Raw genomic sequence first — 20,417 nt, 5'->3', positions numbered from 1 at the left:
ATTTTTTTGCGGATAAACAAAAGTATTTGTTTAAAACTATCAAAAGAAGTTTTGTTCTGTATTATAATTATTATGTTAAATTTCGTTCTAATTGTGGGGGGAAAATAATGTCTAGCAATTTTAGCTTTCTACTTGAAAATGAAAATACACGAAACTTATATAAAACAGCTGAAGACTCTGAAGAACTATATTCAGCTGGAAAGATTTCTAATGAGTTTGAATCCTTACGTAAAATTGCAGAAAATGTTGCTAGAAATATTTTAAATGAAGAAAATATCAAGATGCATAGGCACAGTACATTCAATGATTGTTTAAGACAAATAAGTCAGATGCATTTAATTGATCGTGCAATTCTAGAAAAGTTTTACTTTATCAAAGGTAGAGGGAATACTGCTGCTCATACCATGCAGACGTATACTAAATCTGAAGCTCTTCAGGGTTTAGAGGATACATATGTAATTCTTACTTGGTATCTTAAGGAATACTACAGTGCTGGAGCAATTTTTAAAGAATTCCAAGAACCTAAGGAAAAGCCTTTGTACCAAACTGCAGAACGCAAAGTTATTTATGCAGAAACTGGGGACAATAGTAGTGGACAATGGCCAGCATATGAAGGTCTAGAAAAAGTTGGTGACACGACCACTAATAATATTGAAATCGATAGTCGCCCAGGAAGCTCCGACTTAATTACTGTGGCCAAAAAACGAGTGGCTGCTTATATGGGTACCTCAATCGTCCCGTATAACGTTCAATGGGCGGAACTAGCGTACCGAAAGTTTGATAACACTTGGTTTAGGGACTACGACGTGCATGATGTTTTGGATCGTTCAGGTATAAAGCGTTATAAATCTAAGGCTTCTGAGGGTCGAGAATGGTTTAAAACAGATCTTGATACTGTTAAGAAGGCAATTCAGGCAGTGAAAGAGGGACGAAAGTCAATTGATGCCCCAGTAGCAAAAGAAAAGAATCAAATTAAAATTGTTTTACGTCCCGAACAACAAGACGCAGTCGAAAAAACTGAAAAAGCTTTCAAATTATATGACAAAATGTTATGGAACGCGAAAATGCGTTTTGGTAAAACATTGTCTGCCTTACAACTTGTTAAAGATGAAAAATATGAACATGTTTTGATCATGACTCATCGTCCGGTTGTTGATAAGGGATGGTTTGAAGACTTTAAGAAGATCGGGATGCCTGAAGCAGGTTATCTATATGGTTCTAAAAAGGATGGCGAAGATTTCGATTACCTTGCTAAGAGTGGGAAACCATTTGTTTACTTCGCCAGTCTGCAAGATTTGCGTGGATCTAAATTAGCTGGTGGTTCGGCTGGCGATAAGAATGAAGCAATCTTCAATACTAAGTGGGACTTGGTAATTGTTGATGAAGCTCATGAAGGCACTCAGACTGAATTAGCTAAGAATGTTACTGATTTAGTAGTTGGTAAGAATACTAAATTACTAGAACTTTCTGGAACGCCATTTAATATTCTTGATCAGTATGAAGACGACCAGGTTTACACTTGGGATTATGTGAATGAGCAAAAGGCTAAGTATACTTGGAGTAAGGAACATCCGGATGAAAAGAACCCTTATCAGGGATTACCTCGGGTTAACATGTTTACTTTTGAGATGGGAAGTAAGTTTACCGATCTGCGCTTTCAAAGTGATGATAAACGGTCCTTTAACTTCAAGGAGTTTTTTAAAGTTGATGATCAAGGAAACTTTGTTTATCAAAAGCAGGTCGAACAGTTCCTTAATAACATTACAACTCCTGATGAGCAAACTAATTATCCATACTCAACGAGAGAATTTCGGGACCGTCTTCGCCATACTCTTTGGATTATGCCGGGAGTTAAAGAAGCCAATGCCTTAGAGAAGATGATAAAGAAACATCCGGTTTTTGGTATGGAATATCAAATTGTCAACGTGGTTAAAAATGGCGATAACGAAGGAGTTGCTTCTGAAAGTGATGTTGATTTGGTTAAGGAAGCCATTGGTAAAGATCCGGCTAAGACTAAAACCATCACTTTAACCGTACGTAAGTTAACAACCGGAGTCACGATCAAGCCGTGGACGGGAGTGTTATTTTTGTCTAACACTAATAGTGCGATGCAGTACTTACAGGCAGCTTTTCGGGCGCAAACGCCTTATTCATCAGAATCATTCGGTGAGAAGACTGATTGTTATATCTTTGATTTTGCTCCAGATCGGGCACTAACTGTTATGGCTGCCACTACCCAATTAAATACTGGTGTTGGTAAACGAACTAGCTCGGCTCAAAAGTACCAAATGGCGGAATTAATGAATTTCTTACCAATTATTGGTGAAACTGGAAATGGAATGAAGCCGTTCAAGGTTGATTCCATGTTGGCTAAGATTAAACGGGTATATGCCGAAAAAGCGGTTCGAACTGACTTTGATGATGACTCACTGTATAGTGACGAGTTGTTAATGATTAAAGATGCTGACTTAAAGGCGTTTAATGATTTAAAAGCAATTGTCGGTACAACTAAGTCAGAAAAAAAGCCCCTTAAAGTCGATGTTAATAACCAGGGCCTGACCGATGAAGAGTACGATCAGGCGCAAAAGGGTGAGAAAAAGAAAAAGCGGGAACGCACGCCAGAAGAACAAGCTGCAATGGATAAAATGAAGCAACTTAAAAAGCAGCGGAAGACGATGATCTCGATTCTACGATCCATTTCGATCCGGATACCAATGATGATTTATGGCATGGACGTCGAACTTGACGAAGATGTTAATATCAATAAGTTCATTGATAAGGTGGATGATCAATCATGGCAAGAATTCATGCCTAAGGGTGTGACTAAGGAACTCTTTAAGGAATTTTCTAAGTATTATGATCAAGATGTGTTTATCGAAGCAGGGAAGATTATTCGTAACCGAGTAAAGGCCTTAGATGAAAGTGACCCAATCGAACGAACTCGCCAATTAGCTTTAATCTTTGGTACTTTTCGTAATCCAGATAAGGAAACGGTTTTAACTCCATGGCGGGTGGTTAATATGCATTTGGGGAAGACAATTGGTGGTTATTCCTTTTATGATAAGAACTATCAAAATACCACCGTTGATGGGGTTGATGCTGCTCATTGGATTCATACTGATTATACTGGGCAGGTATTTAATCGAAATGCTCATGTACTAGAGATCAACTCAAAGACTGGTTTATACCCGTTATATGTAGCTACTTCTCGCTATTTCCAGGAATATGAGAAACAAAAGCAGGCTACTGCCGGCAATGTATCTTTAGAAAATAAACGATTGCTGTGGCAGCAAATTTTACGTGAGAACATTTTCTGTGTGGCAAAAACGCCGATGGCAAGAGAAATTGCTAAACGGACATTAACGGGATATCAAGATTATGATACCAATATTGAGTTTGTAGATAATATTGTTGAAGACTCCAAGCAAGATGTTGAAGCAGAAGCCAAGAAGATTAAGGAGGTATTTGGTAACTTGAAATTTGATGTGGTAATTGGAAATCCTCCTTATCAAGATGAATCTCATGGAGAACAGGATAATTATGCTGCACCAATATATAACCAGTTTATGGATTTATCAAATGAACTTTCATCACTAACAACTCTAATTACACCGGCAAGGTTTCTCTTTAGGGCAGGAAGCACTCCCAAAAAATGGAATGATAAAATGCTTAATGATGAACATTTTAAAGTAGTTAAATACTTTGCAAATAGTTCATTTATTTTTCCTCATACTGATATTAAGGGTGGGGTAGTTATTTCTTTATATGATAAAGAAAAGAAATTTAAACCAATAAAGGTATTTACACCTTACCCTGAACTAGCTTCTATAAAAGACAAAGCAGAACCAAGGTCAGATAAGGAAAGATTATCAAATTATATTTATATCCAGAATAAGTTTAATTTAGACGCTTTATATGAAGATCATCCCGAGTATAAGAAAGTAATCGGTAGTAATGGTAAAGACAAACGCTTTCGGAATAATATTTTTGAGAAAATTGATGCCTTTACGGAAAAAAAGAAAAATGATGACGATATAAAGGTATTGGGGGTTATAAATAATAAACGTGTTTGGCGGTATTTACCTATAAAATATTTCGATATGAGCCATGAAAACATTTCTAAATATAAGATTCTTATACCTCGATCAAACGGTTCAGGAGCACTAGGGGAAGTATTGAGTACACCCCTAATCGGGGAACCCCTAATCGGGTATACCCAAACGTTTATAGGGCTTGGTTCATTTGATAAAAAAAAAGAAGCCGAAGCAGCATTTAAATACGTTAAAAGTAAGTTTGCAAGAACTATGTTAGGTATTTTGAAAATAACTCAGGATAATAACAGAGCCACGTGGGCAGAGGTTCCTATGCAAGACTTCACCTCTAATTCTGATATTGATTGGTCAAAGAGTATTCCAGAGATTGATCAGCAGCTTTATCGAAAATACAACCTGTCTCAAGATGAAATTGACTTCATTGAAACGAAAGTGCAGGCTATGGATTAATGAAAAGTTTTAATGATTTAAACCGACATGACCAGGAAGCGTATTTAATGCTGCCAATTATCCAGGGATTAAAGAAACTAGGCGGTCAGTCAAATACTAAGGAACTAAGGAGTACGGTGGTTGCTAGTGATAACTTTATTCCTGAAAAAGTGTTAGTTACTACTAAAAAGTCTCGAAAAGGGAATGAGTATTTACCCTTTAATTTTCCTTTCAACTTCGCAGTAACTAACCTAGTGATGGCTAATTTTATCGATCGTCCTCATCCTGGAGAATTGCTTTTAACTAAGCAAGGCAGATTATTTAACGGTAATCAAAAAGAGCTAAACGACCAGGTGTATCAGATCACCCTACCTATGTGGAAAGAACGCTCTAAATCTAAACATGATGAAGGACAGGATCAGCTAGAGACTAGTCAGAGTGAAGTAGTTCAAGAACAATGGCGTACTGATTTGCTAAATGCTCTATGCAGCCTAACACCAGCTAAATTTGAGATGTTTTGTCGGGCATTAGTGCGAAGGATGAATGTTGATATTGATGAAACAATTGGCGTAAAGCTAAGCGGTGATGGTGGACTTGATGGATACGGGTACATGACAACGGATGACTTCAGAACTACTAGAGTTGCGATTCAAGCTAAGAAATGGAATCCTAACCATTTAGTATCCTCACCAGAAATTGATAAGTTTCGTGGTACCATGGATAAATACCGGGCTGAGTATGGCATATTTATTACAACCTCGTCCTTTACGAGAGATGCAATTCGGGCTTCCAGATTAGGCACTAGAGTAGTGACATTAATTGATGGTGATCATCTAGTTGATCTGGTAGCTAAGTACCAATTATATGTAACACCAGTGACTACATATAAATTAGCTGACTTTTTTACTAATGATGATTAATTTTTCTGCAGGTTTTCTGCAGGTCAAAAATACTTTAGCATTGTTAAATGCTGGTATATCAACAAATTGAGAACTAATTTTTCTGCAGGTTTTCTGCAGGTTTTTATGGAGGGAGGCACGAATGGATTATTCTAACTTACCTGATGAAAATCAATATATAGAATATAAAGAAGATAGTAGCAAACTTTCTAAAGCAATGTGGGAAACAATTTCGTCATTTGCTAATACAGAAGGTGGCGTCATTATTTTAGGAGTTGCCGAAGACAGAAAGACACAAAGTAGACCGTCCTTCTCTGTAACGGGTGTATCAAACCCCCATGAATTACTTGAAAATTTTTGGTCAACTGCGGATCAAGTGTTAAATGTTAATACTGTCACGAATGATGATGTAAAAGTAATTGATGTTTCAAATAAACAAGTTATAGAAATTACAGTTCCGGAAGCAAAGATAAATCAAAAACCAGTTCGAGCTAATGGGACACCGTACCTAAGAAAAGGCTCAGTTGATGTGAAGGCTAAAGGGGAAGATCTCAAGCAGTTACTAATCAATAATGCAACGGATCTGGACACAAACGTATTAGATAATTATTGGATTGATGATTTAGATATCGATTCTGTAAATGCATATAAAGATGAATTAACATCAAGAGAACAGTATTCTAGCTATAAACAATATAACTTGGAACATTTTTTGAGAAAAATCGGGGTTATTTCTAAGGACTATGAAGGTAATGGTCAAGAAGGCATTACCGTTGGTGGTTTACTATTTTTTGGTAATAATAATGCCATTATTCACCGTTTTCCTTATTTTCAATTAGATTATTTAGACCAGAGCAAGCCGAATGTTGATCGATGGCTCAATCGGATTTCTTCAGTCACTGATAATTTAAATATCTATTCATTTTATAAAAGAAATTTAGCCGCATTATCAACAACCGTTACTAGTAAGTTTGCTCTGGATAGTAATATGAATCGTAAGGATACAGCAGGGCCAATGTTAATTGCCCTTCGGGAAGCATTATTAAATATGCTGATGCACGCGAATTATTATGGAAAGGATCCGTTGCGAGCGCTTGTGAAGGTTAATTATTATGAATTTACTAATCCAGGTAGAATGTTGGTACCAGTAAATTCTTTTTTCACTACCAATATGACCAAATCACGAAATCCGGTAATCTCTAAATTATTTGTTCAGCTTGGCGAAAGTGAACGGGCAGGACATGGTGGAGAAAAAATTTATGAATCTGCTGTAGTTAATAATTTTCGAAACCCCGAAATAAGTTCTGATTATCATGGTACAGCACTGAGAATTTGGAAAGTTGATTATGCTGACTCTTTTTCAGGAAAAGAAATCTCAAAAAGAGAGCGACTACTTTTGAAGGCCATCGTGAGTTATCCAAGTCAAGAATTAAGCCATAAGGAAATCGAAAAAAGGACTGGGTTGACCAGATCTAAAGTAGATAAATCATTACAAGAATTAATTGTAAAGGGTATTCTTGAAAAGAGAGGTAATGGTAGAGCTACAAAGTATGGGATTCGGCAAACCCAAGAGCAGATAATTGCCTTAATTCAAGAATTACCTAATATGATGAGAAAAATATTTCAAAAAGAAAAGGGATCAAGTAATGACTGAACGGATAATTAAATCATCTGACCGGGTAAAGGATCATGGTGAAGTGTTTACTCCCCAACGAATCGTTGATTTGATGTTGGATCAGCCAGAAATACAAACTAAAATCAATGATTTACAGGCGACATTTTTTGAACCTTCTGCAGGAGAAGGTGTTTTTCTGGTTGAGCTATTAAAGAGAAAACTCAAAGTTGCAATGGGTCAAAGTACATCGGTAAAGTCGTTTAACAATAAAAGCTTGCTCGCCTTATCAACCTTGTACGGCGTAGAACTGCTTGAAGACAATGTTGAGATGTTAGTAATGAATATGATTACAACATTTAATCTGGAATACAGTCGGATCATTAACGATAAATTTGCTGGTAAGGTTAATCAGCATGTCCTTGATAGTGCTAAAGTGATTATTCAAGCTAATATGGTTCAGGGGAATACGTTGGAAAAGACAACTTCGGATGGCTCACCAATTATTTTTAGTGAATGGAAACCTGAGTCTGGCAATAAAGTTCAACGAACAGAATATACTTTTGAATCTATCATTAATCAAAGTGGGCCAACTGGTACTGTTCAAGGAGCTACAGAAGAAATGGACTTGTTTGCGGATACTGGATTTTTTGATGATTCTAAAAATGATGATTCAGCGATGAAGCAGTATTCTCTTTGCGGTTGGACTAGTATTTATAAGCAAAACATTAAGTAGTTGATTGTAACTGCACTTAAAATTAGGACGCAATAACACCCCCGAAACCTAAAAATTGGTTCTGGGGGTGTTATTTTGCATTAAAATCTCAACAGACTAATACACCAACGGTTCCACTTTCTCCATCAACCACTTGGCAGCAACTTTGCTATCAATCCGACTAAAGGGAGCCGGGTGGATCAAACGGTCATCGACATTGAATAATTTTAATTGACCTTTGACTTTAATTGGTTCGATCCAGTACGAGCCACCCTTAGTAAAAGGCGCAATCTTCCAGGCATAATATTTACCATCCGCATCGCGACGTTCGATCACATCATAGATTTTTGCTACACACAGAGCATAGCCGGGGACCGTCCCGTGAATTTTCTTGGCGGTATTACAAATCAGCAGATCGCCACGGTAGGGGGTACTCCACGTCCGGTATTCCTCGACTTTTTGTCCCAACGTAATATCTAGCGCCGCATCTGGGCGAATCGATAAAGCTTTCATCATTTCTCTCCAATTGTTCCTTTTTGGACCATTATACCAACTTTGCCAGCCGGTAATTATCATTGTAAACGTTCACATAGTATAATGAAGTTGTTGAGAAGTTACTACAATGAAGGAGGCTGACATAATGGAAATTAAAAATGTTGTCGTAGCTGGAGCCGGTGTGTTGGGTAGTCAAATTGCCTTTCAAACCGCGCGGTGTGGTTTTCAAGTTAAGATTTGGAACCGGCACGTTGACCGGGCTGAAAAGCGGTTAGCCAGCATTAAAGCGCCATTTATGCAAGACATGCACGCAACGGAAGCCGATTATCAAGCGGCGATGGATAATATTGTCGACATTAGTAATGATCTCGCCGCAACAGTCAAGGACGCTGATTTAATAATTGAATCAGTTTCTGAATCGGTCGAAATCAAAAGAGCCTTTTACAAAGAATTAGGCGAAGTTCTTCCTGACCAGACAATTGTCGCAAGTAATTCATCGACCTTTGTTCCTAGTCAATTAGTCAAGTTTACGAATTTCCCGGAACGGTTCTTGCACATGCACTTTGCTAACCATATCTGGTCGCACAACGTGGCTGAAATTGTCGGCACGGACCAGACGTTACCAGAAGTGAAGGACGCCATAATCAAGTTCGCCCGTGACATCAAGATGGTGCCAGTGGTTTTGAATAAGGAAAACCATGGTTACGTCATGAATGCATTATTGATTCCATTACTGAACGCTGCTCAAGCCCTCTGGGCAAACGGCATCGCAGATCCGCACACAATTGATAAGGACTGGATGATTTCAAATGGCTCGCCAATGGGACCGTTCATGATTTTGGACGTGGTTGGTCTTCGGACTGCCTACGAAATTGTGAATAATCAATATCAACAAACCAAGGATCCACTCGCTAAAAAGATTGCGGATAATTTGAAGAAGATGATCGATGAAGGTCACACGGGTGTTGAATCGGGCCAAGGATTCTACCATTACCCAAACCCAGAATATAAGGATCCGGATTTCTTTAAATAAGTTTAGCTAAATCATCATTTTTGTTGCACCGGTTTCAACAGAAAGAAGCGACAATCATGAAGCAATATAAAGTCATTATTTGGGGCCTTGGTAACGTTGGTCGAGCGGCCGTTCGGATGATTGGTGAACGCAAGTCCGTTAAATTAGTTGCGGCTGTCGATATTGATCCTAACAAGGTCGGCAAGGACGCAGCGGGAGTTTTGCCTCCGTCTTGCGATTTAATTTTCTCTCTAATTCCGGGTATATTGCGACGATTTTTAATTTGAAACAATGGTTACCGTTATACCAACAATTAGGGACAATTAGTCAAATCATTTTTGAATGTACCATTAATTTAATTTCTTTATATGCAGTCTTTTTTAGTACTCATTATACGATTAAGGCGTATGGTAAAAATATTCCTGGTGGCGGTGCGGTTGGTCTTTTTGCCTTCTTGATTATTGCCTACCAAACAACAACTCAAGATAGTTTGAGCTTTAATAATTATTTTTTATCAGAAGGAATGCTATTTGCCATTATAGTTGGCTATTTTTGTGGTCGCCTCTTGGTACTGTTTGCCAAAAGTTATCAGCAAAAGTTGAGTGAGTTGGTAAAGCCAATCATTATTATCGCTATTATTGCGACACTGATTAATTTATTGCTGAGCCTCCTTGCAAGACTATCAGTACCGACCTATGTGGCGAGCTTTATTACCATCAACTCTAGTCGACGGGCTTTTTGGTACGTAATTGGCTTAGGGATGTTAACAGATATATTAGCATTTCTAGCGATTGGTGGTCCGTTTATCAACAGTCCATCATTTACGGATGCCCCGTCATGGGCCAATTTGATGCATGCACTCCGTTCTGGATCAGCGTGGAATGCACCGTTTAAGTATACTGACACCACGATTTTTCACAGCTTTGCCAACTTTGGGGGAAGTGGCTGTGTACTAGCACTAATCATCGCGATTTTCATTGTTTCTCACCAAAAGCGTTACCGACGGGTGGCCCAATGGTCATTATTCCCGGCAATCTTTAATGATCATTATCCGATGATGTTAGGGATACCAATTTTATATAATCCAATCTTTTTCATTCCATTTGTGGTGGCACCATTAGTCAATATGTTAGTTTCAGGGGTGCTTTTGAGTCTAAACTGGGTTCCAGCAGCGATTTATCCAGTTCCAGCAGGGACACCGGCGCCGTTAATTGCACTGGTTGGTACCAACGGAAACAGGGGTGTCTTTATTTTATCCATCATCCTAATCGTCGTCGACGTTTTAATTTATGTTCCCTTTGTCCGGATTGCTGAAGAAATTATTGTAAAGGCAGGTGTGGACCATGAAGAGTAGTAAAAAAGTCTGGATTATTAGTATTTGTTCAATTATCTTAACGATTATTTTAATTGTCCTTTCCTTATCATGGTCTCAGCGCAATGTTAACAATTTGACCAAATGGCATAATGCAAAAATGTCACCGGTCATTATGATTCCGGGTAGTTCAGCGTCCGTTAATAGCTTTGATCGCTTAGTTAATCAACTGAATCGACGCCGGAAGAATCCCCACAGCCTTTTAAAGGTAAAGGTCATGAAGGATGATAAAATTCAGTATTCTGGTCGAATTCGTCCGAATGACAATGAACCGATAATTGTAGTTGGATTCGAGAATAACCACGATGGTTATAGCAATATCCAGCAGCAGGCACGGTGGTTTAATTTAGCATTCCGTGAGTTAACCAAACAATATAACTTTAACAATTTCAAAGCAATTGGCCATTCCAATGGAGGGCTAATCTATACTTATTTCTTAGAGCATTACTATGCCCGTTACCAGCAAACGGAACGGATCAAGAAATTAATGATGATCGGTTCACCGTATAACTTTAATGAAAAGTCGATGAATCATCAGACAAAAATGCTGGCAGACTTTATTAAATATCGTAAACGGTTGCCCAAAAATATGAATGTTTATTTAGTGGCGGGAACCCAAACCTTTACTTCGGATGGTTTGGTGCCCTTAAATAGTGTGTTAACTGGCCGATATATTTATCAAAACCAAGTTAAACATTTTACAACAATCATGGTATCTGGTGATAATGCTCAGCATTCTGATTTACCACAAAACACGCAAATCGTTGATCTAATTAATCGGTATATTCTGGATCATGCACAAAAGGTACGGAATAAGCAAAATACACCATACATTAATGATCAAGCTAAATAATTGATGAATCACCAGTATTCTACTGGTGATTTTTTAATGGGCAAACTATAACTAAAAACTATTAATAGCTAAAATATATAAGTATTTCACATTGAAGATCTCGTTAAATATAATAAAGACAGTTAATAAATGGAGGTGAGTAATAATTGTTAAACAAAGTTAATGTTGATCAAGGATTATTAGAACAAAACCAACGGTTACTGCAGCATCTCAATACATCCTGTTTGAATAAGCGACAGATTAAGCAGTTACTAAGTGAAATTTTGGGTTATCAATTAGACGATAGTAATCAATTTTTATTACCGTTCTATAGTGACTATGGTCGGAATATCAAACTTGGTAAAAATGTCTCAGTTAGCTGTAATGTCATGATGGCAGATAAGGCGGGAATCAAGATTGGTGACAACGTTGAAATTGGGCCTGGCTCATCACTTTTAACAGTCGATGGTACTGAGCAAGGATCAATCATAGTTGGTAATAATGTCAGGATTGGTGGAAACGTTACGATTTTGCCAGACGTTAAGATTACGGATGGTTCAGTGATTAAGTCTGGATCAATTATTACTCATGATGCTAAAGGAGGAAAATAGAATGATTAAAGATAAAGTCGTTGTAATTACTGGGGCTTCAAGTGGGATTGGAGAAGCAACCACACGTCGATTGGCTAAGCAACATGCTAAGTTAGTCATTGGTGCGCGTCGGGTAGACCGACTAGAATCACTGAAGGCTGAATTTCCCGATGCAGAAATCTTAGTAAAAAAGGTTGATGTCACTAAAAAAGAAGAAGTTCAAGCACTAATAGATGCGGCGGTTGAAAAATTTGGCAGGGTTGACGTTCTTTACAATAATGCAGGAGTGATGCCAGTTAATGCATTAATCAATCGTGCATATGATGAATGGCAACAGATTCTTGATGTAAATGTCATGGGTGTTTTGAACGGAATTGCGGCCGTCCTACCGGTAATGGTAAAGCAAAAGAGTGGCCAGATTATCGCTACTGATTCGGTTGCGGGTCACGTGGTTATTCCAAATTTGGCCGTTTATAATGGCTCAAAATTTGCAGTTCGGGCAATCTTTGAAGGATTACGCCAGAAACACCATAATGATGGGATTCGAACTACCATCGTTTCACCGGGTTCGGTAGCGACAGAATTATACAATTCCATTAATAATCCAGAAAATAAGCAAGCAGAAATTAATTTTGAAAAAGAAGTCGGCTTAAAGGCTGATGACGTTGCTCGATCAATCGAATTCGCGATCGACATGCCAGATAATGCTGACATTAATGAAGTAATTATTCGACCAATTAAACAAGATATTTAAAGGAGACTAGAAAAATGAAGTATAGTGTAAAACCATTAGCAGAAGACACTCGCGTATTCAATGTTGATCCAAAAATTGAAGTAAAAGATGTTCGTTTCCAAAACCGTTATGGTTTTATGATCGCTGGGAACCTTTATTTGCCAGAAAATTTTGATGAAACAAAGAAGTATGCAGCAATCGTGATTTCTGGTCCGTTTGGTGCAGTTAAGGAACAAGCAAGTGGCTTATATGCCCAAACACTTGATGAACGAGGCTTTGTAACCTTAGCATTTGACCAATCCACTACTGGTGAAAGTTCTGGTGATATTCGTAATGTTGCTTCACCTGATATTTTTGTTGAAGACTTCTCGGCCGCTGTTGATTTCCTTGGTACCCAAAAGTATGTTGATCGTGAAAAGATTGGGGCAATTGGTATTTGTGGTTTAGGTTCCCATGTTTTAACTGCGGCTTCAATTGATGTCCGGATTAAGGCCGTTGCTACTTCAGTAATGTATGACATGGCAGAATCAATGTGGTCTGGTTTGAATAACTCAAAGACTGAAGAAGAACGTGACCGCGAAAAGAAGTATTTAGCTGACATTCGCTGGGAAGATGTTGATAACGATACACATGTTGGTGGCTTCCATGAATTACCATTTGATGAAAATGGTCAACCAGTTCGGGCAAATAAATTATTCCCAGATGAATTGCCAGCTGCTGCTGATCCAGTTACGACTGAATTTTTTAACTATTATGTAAAGCGTGCTTACCATCCACGGGCAATTAACTCTGCTGCGATTTGGGATGCTACTAGCCCATGGGGTTACTACAACTTCCCACTCCAACAACGGATTGAGAAGATTAGCGCTCCTAAACTGATTGTTACAGGTGCTAATGCGCACTCACGTTACATGGCAGAAGATGCTTACAAGCGTTTGAGTGATCCTAAAGAACTTGTATTAGTACCAAATGCTACTCATACAGATCTTTACGATCAAATGGATAAGATTCCTTTTGACAAGTTTGAAAGTTTCTTTAAGAAGAATTTGGCCTAATTTGGACATAAAATGGGGGATTATTTTCAATCCTTCTTTTTTATAACCTTTCGAAGGCAAAGATAACATTAGGAGATGAATAAGATGAAGCGAGCAAAAGTTATCGTCCATATGCGTGTCTCAATTGATGGGAAAATAGATGGCCCGTTTGAACAACAACAAGCAGCTAAACCATCAAGTAAATATTATTCAAATGAATTGTTTAAATTGAGTCCGGCTAACGCCAATGGAATCACAACAGTAAATGCTTATGCTGCTAAAGGCCACCCTGATTTGAAACAGTTTGATGGTTCAAAATTAGAGTATGAAGATTGGGTTCCCAAAGATTTTCATGCTGAAACCTATGATGTTAGTTTTGATCGTTACGGTCGTGCAGGTTGGGAGCGTAATTATTTCGACTATGGTGGAAAGAAGAGTCGAGCAGTTGAAGTGCTAACTAAACAAGCGCCTAAAGCATATTTATCATTTTTGCGGTCAATGGAAATCCCGTACTTGATTTGTGGCGAGCGAGATCTGGATTTAAATGAGGCGTTACTGAAGTTAAGGCAATACTTTAACTTAGATACAATTGCCTTATGTGGTGGTGCAACGATTAATGGTGCCTTTCTTCGGGCGGGATTAGTTGATGAAATTTCATTGGTGATTGCTCCATTTGTGAGTGGTGATAATGCGATTCAATCGTCTTTTAATACGCTCGGGAATTTTGCAAATGAGCAATTTGTATTTAAATCAGCAACCAAATTAGCCGATGGTGGTGTCCACCTGATCTTTACTAAAAATGCTTAGAGCTGTTTGGAGGTAACCTTGATGAAAAATATTTTAGTTATTGGTGCCCATGGACAAACTGGTCGTCAAGTAGTAGCACAATTGAAAGAAAATGCTGATTTTACACCGGTTGCTGGTGTGCGGAGTCAGTCACAAGTTAAAGAATTTACAGATCAAGGGATTGAAGCAAGAGTGGTTGATGTTCGCCAGTCAGTTACTGAAATCAAAAAGAGTCTTGATAATATTGATGCAATTGTGATTTCCATTGGTGGTGGTTGGATGGTTGATCTTGATGGTAAGGTTAAGATCTACCAAGCTGCTGAACAGGCTGGAATTAAACGAGTAGTCCTAGTGAGTGCTGGTGCTATTCAACACTTCCACGATGAAAAGAAGCTTGCGTGGATGGATGAGTGGGAAGAATATAGTGCAGCCATGTATTATGCTGATATACTATTACAACAATCTAGCTTGGACTACACCATTGTACGGCCAGAAAACTTAACCAATGAGCCAGGAACTGGGAAAGTTACGATCGGCGATTACCTGCCACATAACTATACTAGTCGTGCCAACGTTGCTACATTAATTGTTGATTCGCTTGGAAATGATAATACCATCCGCAAAGCTTTTGATGTTGAGGATGGAGATACACCAGTTAGTCGGGCAATTGAAGAAATATAAAAGTCTGATTAATTGTTAATAAGGAGGAAAAATATGCAGAAATTACATTTAACCCAAGAATGGGATAAAGTTTTCCCAAATAGTGATAAAGTTGATCATCAGAAAGTAACCTTTACTAACCATTTCGGTGTTACCCTAGCAGCTGATCAATATACACCGAAGGATTATGAGGGTTTAGCAGTTGCAGGACCATTCGGGGCGGTTAAGGAACAATCTAGTGGTCTTTACGCGCAAACAATGGCGGAAAAAGGGTATTTAACCATTGCTTTCGATCCATCATTTACTGGTGAAAGTGGTGGTGATGCCCGAGATGTATTTTCATTAGATATTAACACCGAAGATTATCAAGCGGCCGTTGATTACTTGAGTAATCTAGATAATGTCGATCCAGGAAAAATCGGCATTATTGGTATCTGTGGTTGGGGTGGTATTTCATTAAATGCTGCTGCAATGGATCCACGGATTAAGGCGACTGCTGCGGTTACCATGTACGATATGCCACGGGTAGGTGCCTGGGGTTACTTTGATAAGGACACTGCCGATGACCGTTACGCAAGTAAGAAGCAAATTGCTGAACAACGGACCAAAGAATATGGTAGCAAGAGTTTAGCTAAGGCTGGCGGTTGCTATGACTACCCAGCTCCTGACGACCAACCAGATTTTGTTAAGCAATACAGTGCTTACTATAAGACCAAGCGTGGTTACCATAAGCGTTCAGTTAACTCAAATGATGGTTGGGTTCTACAAAGTCAAACAGGATGGATGAATACTAAGATCCTGGTTCACCCGGAAGACTTAAAGAATGCTGTATTAATCGTGCATGGTGAAAAGGCTCACTCCCGTTACATGGGTGAGGATACCTTTAAGAAATTAAAGAGCGACAATAAAGAATTATTGATTGTACCAAATGCCACGCACACTGACCTATACGATGGCGGTGACCATGACTATATTCCGTTTGCTAAAATTGATCAATTCTTCAAGAAAAACTTAGGCTAGTCATTCAGATATTAATAGTAAATGCGGACGTTGTTCAAAGAAGAGCAACGTCCGTTAGTGTTTTTTAGGGACCGATCTAGTATAATAAACTTGCTGTTTATATTCACCGAAGTTTTAATAAGGGGGAATTGCCATGCAATACGCAGGAAAATCACCGGCTTTATGGGAAGCTATTCATCATGAAGAACAACGTCAGCAAAAAACGATCGAATTGATCGCTTCAGAAAACATCGTTTCAGATGCGGTGCGGGCTGCTCAAGGTTCGGTTCTGACCAACAAGTATGCGGAAGGTTACCCAAACAAGCGTTATTATGGTGGCTGCCAATACATTGACCAAGTCGAACAATTGGCTATTGACTACGCTAAGCAGTTATTTGGTGCTGAGTTTGCTAATGTTCAGCCACATTCAGGATCCCAAGCCAATATGGCGGTTTACCAAGCCCTATTACAACCAGGTGATACGATTTTAGGGATGGGGATGGATGCTGGTGGGCATTTAACCCATGGCTCTAAGGTCAACTTTTCCGGTAAGATTTACCAATCGTATGGCTATGGATTAAACCCAGAAACGGAAGAGCTTGATTATGATGCGATTCGTGAACTGGCCGTGAATATCCAACCGCAGTTAATCGTGGCAGGGGCATCAGCCTACAGTAAAATCATTGATTGGCAGAAGTTCCGGGAAATTGCAGATGAAGTTGGTGCCTACTTAATGGTTGACATGGCGCACATTGCTGGATTAGTAGCTACCGGGATGCACCCCAATCCAGTCCCAGTAGCGGATGTAGTCACTACGACGACTCACAAGACTTTACGGGGGCCGCGTGGCGGAATGATTTTGAGCAAATCACCAGAAATCGGTAAAAAGATTAATTCAGCGCTTTTCCCGGGAATTCAAGGTGGACCGCTGGAACACGTGATTGCTGGGAAGGCGCAGGCTTTTTATGAAGATTTACAACCAGAATTTCATGATTATATTGCCCAAGTGGTTAAAAATGCGGCAGCAATGGCGGATGAATTTAATAAGTCGGCCAATGTTCGGGTAGTTTCTGGTGGTACTGAGAACCATTTGCTGGTCCTTGATATTACCGATACTGGTTTAACGGGTAAGGATGCCCAAGCATTACTGGACAGTGTTAACATCACTACTAACAAAGAAGCAATTCCAAATGATCAACGAAGTCCATTTGTGACGAGTGGGTTACGAATTGGGACTCCTGCAGTTACTAGCCGGGGCTTTAAGGAAGCCGATGTTCGCAAAGTAGCCGATTTAATTGTCCAAATGTTGAATGAACCAGATGAAGAAACCAAGCAGGCAGTTCGGAATGGAGTTCAAGAACTGACGGTAAAGTATCCAATTAACTAAAATCTAAGAGAGAGTTAGTCATGACGAGAAAAGAAGAAGCGTACGAGTATATTCGGGGCGAGATTGTTCATAACCAATTTCGGCCCAATGAAGTAATTTCTGAAAATCAGATTACCGATAAGTTGAATATGAGTCGGACACCGGTTCGGGAGGCACTAAAGCAGCTCGAAGCGGATGGCTTAATTGAAATGCGCGGGCGCGAAAATGTGGTTGCCCCATTAACGGTAGATGCAGTGCAAGAGGTCTATGAATTACGGAGCCTATTAGAAACTTTTGCGTTAAAAAAGACCATTAATCTGATTCCAATTGTTAAGTTAAATGAGTTGGAAGAGGCCTTTGAGCAGGCTGCTGCTAAAGAAGACTGGGATGAATACTTACAAGTTGATACTGATTTTCACGAGTTAATTACTCATATTGCTGGGCATCCCCGGTTAGCGCAGTTTCTCAGTATTTTAAAGGCACAAACGGCACGGACGCGCCACGTTAGTTCCTATAATCCTAATCGGATGAGTCGCTCATTGGAGGAACATAAGGAAATTATCAAATGGCTTCGTCAGCGTAATCTGGATGAAGCTGAAAAAGCGTTAGCCTATCATTTGCAACGGGTATACGATTCAGTCCGTTCTTATTTGAATTATTTAAATGACTAGAAAGGAGTTTTAGTATGTTTGCAATTCCATCGTTTGGTACCATTTGTTATTTAATTGCCGGCGGGGTCGTGGCCGGAATTTTAGCTTCAGCAGCTTCATTTGCTTCGCTGGCCTCGTATCCGTTATTGCTTAGTGTAGGGGTGCCACCAGTATTAGCTAACGTTACAAATGACGGGGCCTTGATCTGGGGAAGCCTGGGATCAATTTTAGGTTCGTTACGTGAGTTACATGGTTATTGGCGACAAGTTTTATACTACGCATTCTTTACGGTGATTGGTTCTGCCATCGGATGTTGGCTATTATTGGCATTTCCGAGCGCGATCTTTGAAAAAGTTGTGCCATTTTTCATCCTGATTGCCGGAAGTTTGGTTTTAATATCAGGTAAACATCAGCCTAATCCGCGGCGTCAACATACCGTCTGGGAACAGGTTTTCTATACTGTTTGTTTGGTACTAGTTGGGATTTATGCTGGATACTTTGGTGCAGCCAGCGGAATTGTTGTTTTAGTACTGTTAACATATTTGACTGAAGAAAAATTTATCGTGGTGAACGCATTGAAAAATGCGGTGGGGGCATTTACCAACCTTGCGGCTTTGCTAATCTATGCTTTTACCTCGCACATTTTATGGTGGGATGCAATCCCCATGGCGATTGGTATGTTCATTGGTGGTTACCTGGGTCCAATTGTTGTCCGCCATGTCTCTGCAAAGCTGATGAGGTGGATTATTGCAATTTTGGCGGTTACCCAAGCATTGATTTACTTTAAACAAGCTTACTTTTAATATAATCACGAACGACGTCTTGCTGGTGAATATCGGCGAAGCGTCGTTTTTAATTTAGTGAAATTTTAAGTAATTAGCGCATTAAATCAACTGATTGCGTTAAACTTTGTGAAAAGCACCACAAAAATTGCGAAAAAGGGTTGAATTATAAAAGAAGTTTGTTAGTATATTGCTTGTATACAAGTTGTCGACAAACTGTATTGATTGTGAGAAAGGTTATTGTTGCACAATATTTGCAATTATCGTTAATTTAAAATCATTATCTAATCTCAGGGGGACAGATTATGAATATCGGCAGTGCAATTGTTAAGACGTTCACGAATCAAGCGATCGTTAGCGCAATTACTTCAACCATTTTTATTATTTTACTTGGGTTCTTTTTACGGAAGCGGGGCGTCTTTGGTCCAAACTTCGGTAAAGTATTAACCAAGGTTGTATTATCAGTTGCCATCGCGGCACTATCCTTTAATTCCTTTATGCAACCAATTAATGAAAAGTCGATGCATCAAGGAATTGGAGTTTTAATTTGGGGATTTGTAATTTACATTCTCCTCATTTTCATCTCACCATTGCTTTACTCTGGTCAAAAGCGTGATCGGAAAGAGGTAATGGGAATCTTAACGACGTTCGGTTCCACTACTTTCTTTGGGATTCCGATTGTTGGAGCTATCTACGGTGCAGAAGGGGTTCTTTATAGCTCCATTTTCAACATCGGTTACCGGATCTTCCTTTACTCCTATGCCTACATTAAGATGTCTGGATTAAAGATGGAAAAAGACAACATCAAGAAGATGTTCTTAAACCCAATCGTAATTGCTACTTTACTTGGGTTCATTCTTTGGTTGATTCAGCCACTGATGCCAACAATTACGGTTCCATTAATGAAAAACGGGGTTGCCGCTGGAGGAATGACACAAGTGGCTTTCTACCGGATTGATCAAACTGCAGTTTGGCTCTGGCGTCCATTAAATTACTTATCATCACTTGCTTCACCATTGGCATGGTTAGCGATTGGTTGTACCTTAGGTTCAATCTCGATTAAAGAAGCCGTTACTAACAAGCTTTCTTGGTACTACTCATTCAACAAGGTTATCATTGTGCCATTACTAAACTTGGTAATCCTCTTGATCTTAAATGCGGTTCACATCTTGCCATTAAACTACGTTGCCATTGCGACAGTTGTTATTATGATGGCAACGCCAACGGCAACGGTGGCAGCAGCATATGCAATTAGCTACGATCGTGAAGCGGTCTTGACTTCTAATGCATCATTATTATCAACCGTCTCGGCAGTTGTTATGATGCCGATCTGGATTGCATTGTTAGGGATTCTCCAATCAGCAGGTATTTTTCACTAAGATTTAAGTATTGAAGAAGG

Annotated in this window: 19 protein-coding genes; 18 read left to right on the top strand and 1 reads right to left on the bottom strand. The window is 39.1% G+C overall.

Going from position 1 to position 20,417, the window contains the following annotated elements; all coding sequences use genetic code 11:
- The first annotated feature begins 107 nt into the window (after window positions 1–107).
- The 4 genes from AC1EKL_RS00855 to AC1EKL_RS00840 all read left to right on the top strand — a co-directional run bounded on the left by AC1EKL_RS00855 (window position 108) and on the right by AC1EKL_RS00840 (window position 7,728).
- On the top strand, window positions 108–4,502 hold the full coding sequence (locus AC1EKL_RS00855) for an Eco57I restriction-modification methylase domain-containing protein (RefSeq protein WP_480190164.1): 4,395 nt from the start codon (window positions 108–110) through the stop codon (window positions 4,500–4,502).
- A complete protein-coding gene (locus AC1EKL_RS00850; protein WP_480189072.1) occupies window positions 4,502–5,401 on the top strand; it encodes a restriction endonuclease in 900 nt (299 codons plus the stop codon). Before AC1EKL_RS00855 ends, AC1EKL_RS00850 begins: the two co-directional genes overlap by 1 nt.
- A 121-nt stretch (window positions 5,402–5,522) precedes the next feature.
- Entirely contained in the window at window positions 5,523–7,034 is a 1,512-nt protein-coding gene (locus AC1EKL_RS00845; RefSeq protein WP_480189071.1) for an RNA-binding domain-containing protein, read from the top strand.
- A complete protein-coding gene (locus AC1EKL_RS00840) occupies window positions 7,027–7,728 on the top strand; it encodes an N-6 DNA methylase (RefSeq protein WP_480189788.1) in 702 nt (233 codons plus the stop codon). The genes AC1EKL_RS00845 and AC1EKL_RS00840 overlap by 8 nt, the downstream gene beginning before the upstream one ends.
- 96 nt (window positions 7,729–7,824) lie before the next feature.
- On the opposite strand, the gene AC1EKL_RS00835 is transcribed toward AC1EKL_RS00840, so the two are convergent.
- On the bottom strand, window positions 7,825–8,220 hold the full coding sequence (locus tag AC1EKL_RS00835; RefSeq protein ID WP_480190185.1) for an ASCH domain-containing protein: 396 nt from the start codon (window positions 8,218–8,220) through the stop codon (window positions 7,825–7,827).
- Between the two features lie 127 nt (window positions 8,221–8,347).
- Between AC1EKL_RS00835 and AC1EKL_RS00830 the strand changes: the two genes are divergently transcribed.
- The 14 genes from AC1EKL_RS00830 (at window position 8,348) to AC1EKL_RS00765 (ending at window position 20,397) form a co-directional block, all read left to right on the top strand.
- Complete coding sequence (locus AC1EKL_RS00830; RefSeq protein WP_480189069.1) at window positions 8,348–9,235, top strand: 3-hydroxyacyl-CoA dehydrogenase; 888 nt, start codon at window positions 8,348–8,350, stop codon at window positions 9,233–9,235.
- A 56-nt stretch (window positions 9,236–9,291) separates the two neighbouring features.
- Window positions 9,292–9,501 carry a hypothetical protein gene (locus tag AC1EKL_RS00825; RefSeq protein WP_480189068.1) on the top strand — a complete coding sequence of 70 codons (210 nt, stop codon included), beginning with the start codon at window positions 9,292–9,294 and terminating at the stop codon, window positions 9,499–9,501.
- Entirely contained in the window at window positions 9,498–10,568 is a 1,071-nt protein-coding gene (locus AC1EKL_RS00820; protein ID WP_480190163.1) for a PTS transporter subunit EIIC, read from the top strand. The genes AC1EKL_RS00825 and AC1EKL_RS00820 overlap by 4 nt, the downstream gene beginning before the upstream one ends.
- Window positions 10,558–11,439, top strand: coding sequence for an alpha/beta hydrolase (locus tag AC1EKL_RS00815; protein ID WP_480189066.1), 882 nt, complete (start codon window positions 10,558–10,560; stop codon window positions 11,437–11,439). The genes AC1EKL_RS00820 and AC1EKL_RS00815 overlap by 11 nt, the downstream gene beginning before the upstream one ends.
- A gap of 146 nt (window positions 11,440–11,585) precedes the next feature.
- On the top strand, window positions 11,586–12,029 hold the full coding sequence (locus tag AC1EKL_RS00810) for an LbetaH domain-containing protein (RefSeq protein ID WP_480189065.1): 444 nt from the start codon (window positions 11,586–11,588) through the stop codon (window positions 12,027–12,029).
- 1 nt (window position 12,030) lies between these two features.
- Complete coding sequence (locus tag AC1EKL_RS00805) at window positions 12,031–12,762, top strand: SDR family oxidoreductase (RefSeq protein ID WP_480189064.1); 732 nt, start codon at window positions 12,031–12,033, stop codon at window positions 12,760–12,762.
- 14 nt (window positions 12,763–12,776) lie between these two features.
- A complete protein-coding gene (locus tag AC1EKL_RS00800; protein ID WP_480189787.1) occupies window positions 12,777–13,796 on the top strand; it encodes an alpha/beta hydrolase in 1,020 nt (339 codons plus the stop codon).
- A gap of 84 nt (window positions 13,797–13,880) precedes the next feature.
- Window positions 13,881–14,582 (top strand): dihydrofolate reductase family protein, encoded by a 702-nt coding sequence (locus tag AC1EKL_RS00795; RefSeq protein ID WP_480189786.1) that lies wholly within the window; start codon window positions 13,881–13,883, stop codon window positions 14,580–14,582.
- A gap of 21 nt (window positions 14,583–14,603) precedes the next feature.
- The gene (locus AC1EKL_RS00790) at window positions 14,604–15,242 is read left to right on the top strand and encodes an SDR family oxidoreductase (protein ID WP_480189062.1); all 639 of its coding nucleotides are present in this window, start codon (window positions 14,604–14,606) and stop codon (window positions 15,240–15,242) included.
- Window positions 15,243–15,275: 33 nt separating this feature from the next.
- Complete coding sequence (locus AC1EKL_RS00785) at window positions 15,276–16,241, top strand: alpha/beta hydrolase (RefSeq protein ID WP_480189061.1); 966 nt, start codon at window positions 15,276–15,278, stop codon at window positions 16,239–16,241.
- Between the two features lie 133 nt (window positions 16,242–16,374).
- Window positions 16,375–17,607: a serine hydroxymethyltransferase gene (gene glyA / locus AC1EKL_RS00780; protein ID WP_480189060.1), complete on the top strand. Its 1,233-nt coding sequence runs from the start codon at window positions 16,375–16,377 to the stop codon at window positions 17,605–17,607.
- A gap of 20 nt (window positions 17,608–17,627) precedes the next feature.
- Window positions 17,628–18,257 carry a GntR family transcriptional regulator gene (locus AC1EKL_RS00775; protein WP_480189059.1) on the top strand — a complete coding sequence of 210 codons (630 nt, stop codon included), beginning with the start codon at window positions 17,628–17,630 and terminating at the stop codon, window positions 18,255–18,257.
- A 14-nt stretch (window positions 18,258–18,271) separates the two neighbouring features.
- Complete coding sequence (locus AC1EKL_RS00770; RefSeq protein WP_480189058.1) at window positions 18,272–19,039, top strand: sulfite exporter TauE/SafE family protein; 768 nt, start codon at window positions 18,272–18,274, stop codon at window positions 19,037–19,039.
- Window positions 19,040–19,323: 284 nt separating this feature from the next.
- The gene (locus tag AC1EKL_RS00765; protein ID WP_480189057.1) at window positions 19,324–20,397 is read left to right on the top strand and encodes an AEC family transporter; all 1,074 of its coding nucleotides are present in this window, start codon (window positions 19,324–19,326) and stop codon (window positions 20,395–20,397) included.
- Window positions 20,398–20,417 lie beyond the last annotated feature (20 nt).

Source organism: Limosilactobacillus sp. C0001E2, assembly GCF_056590915.1.
The sequence above is the reverse complement of the archived record's forward strand: the minus strand, read 5'-3'. Positions and strand labels throughout refer to the sequence as shown.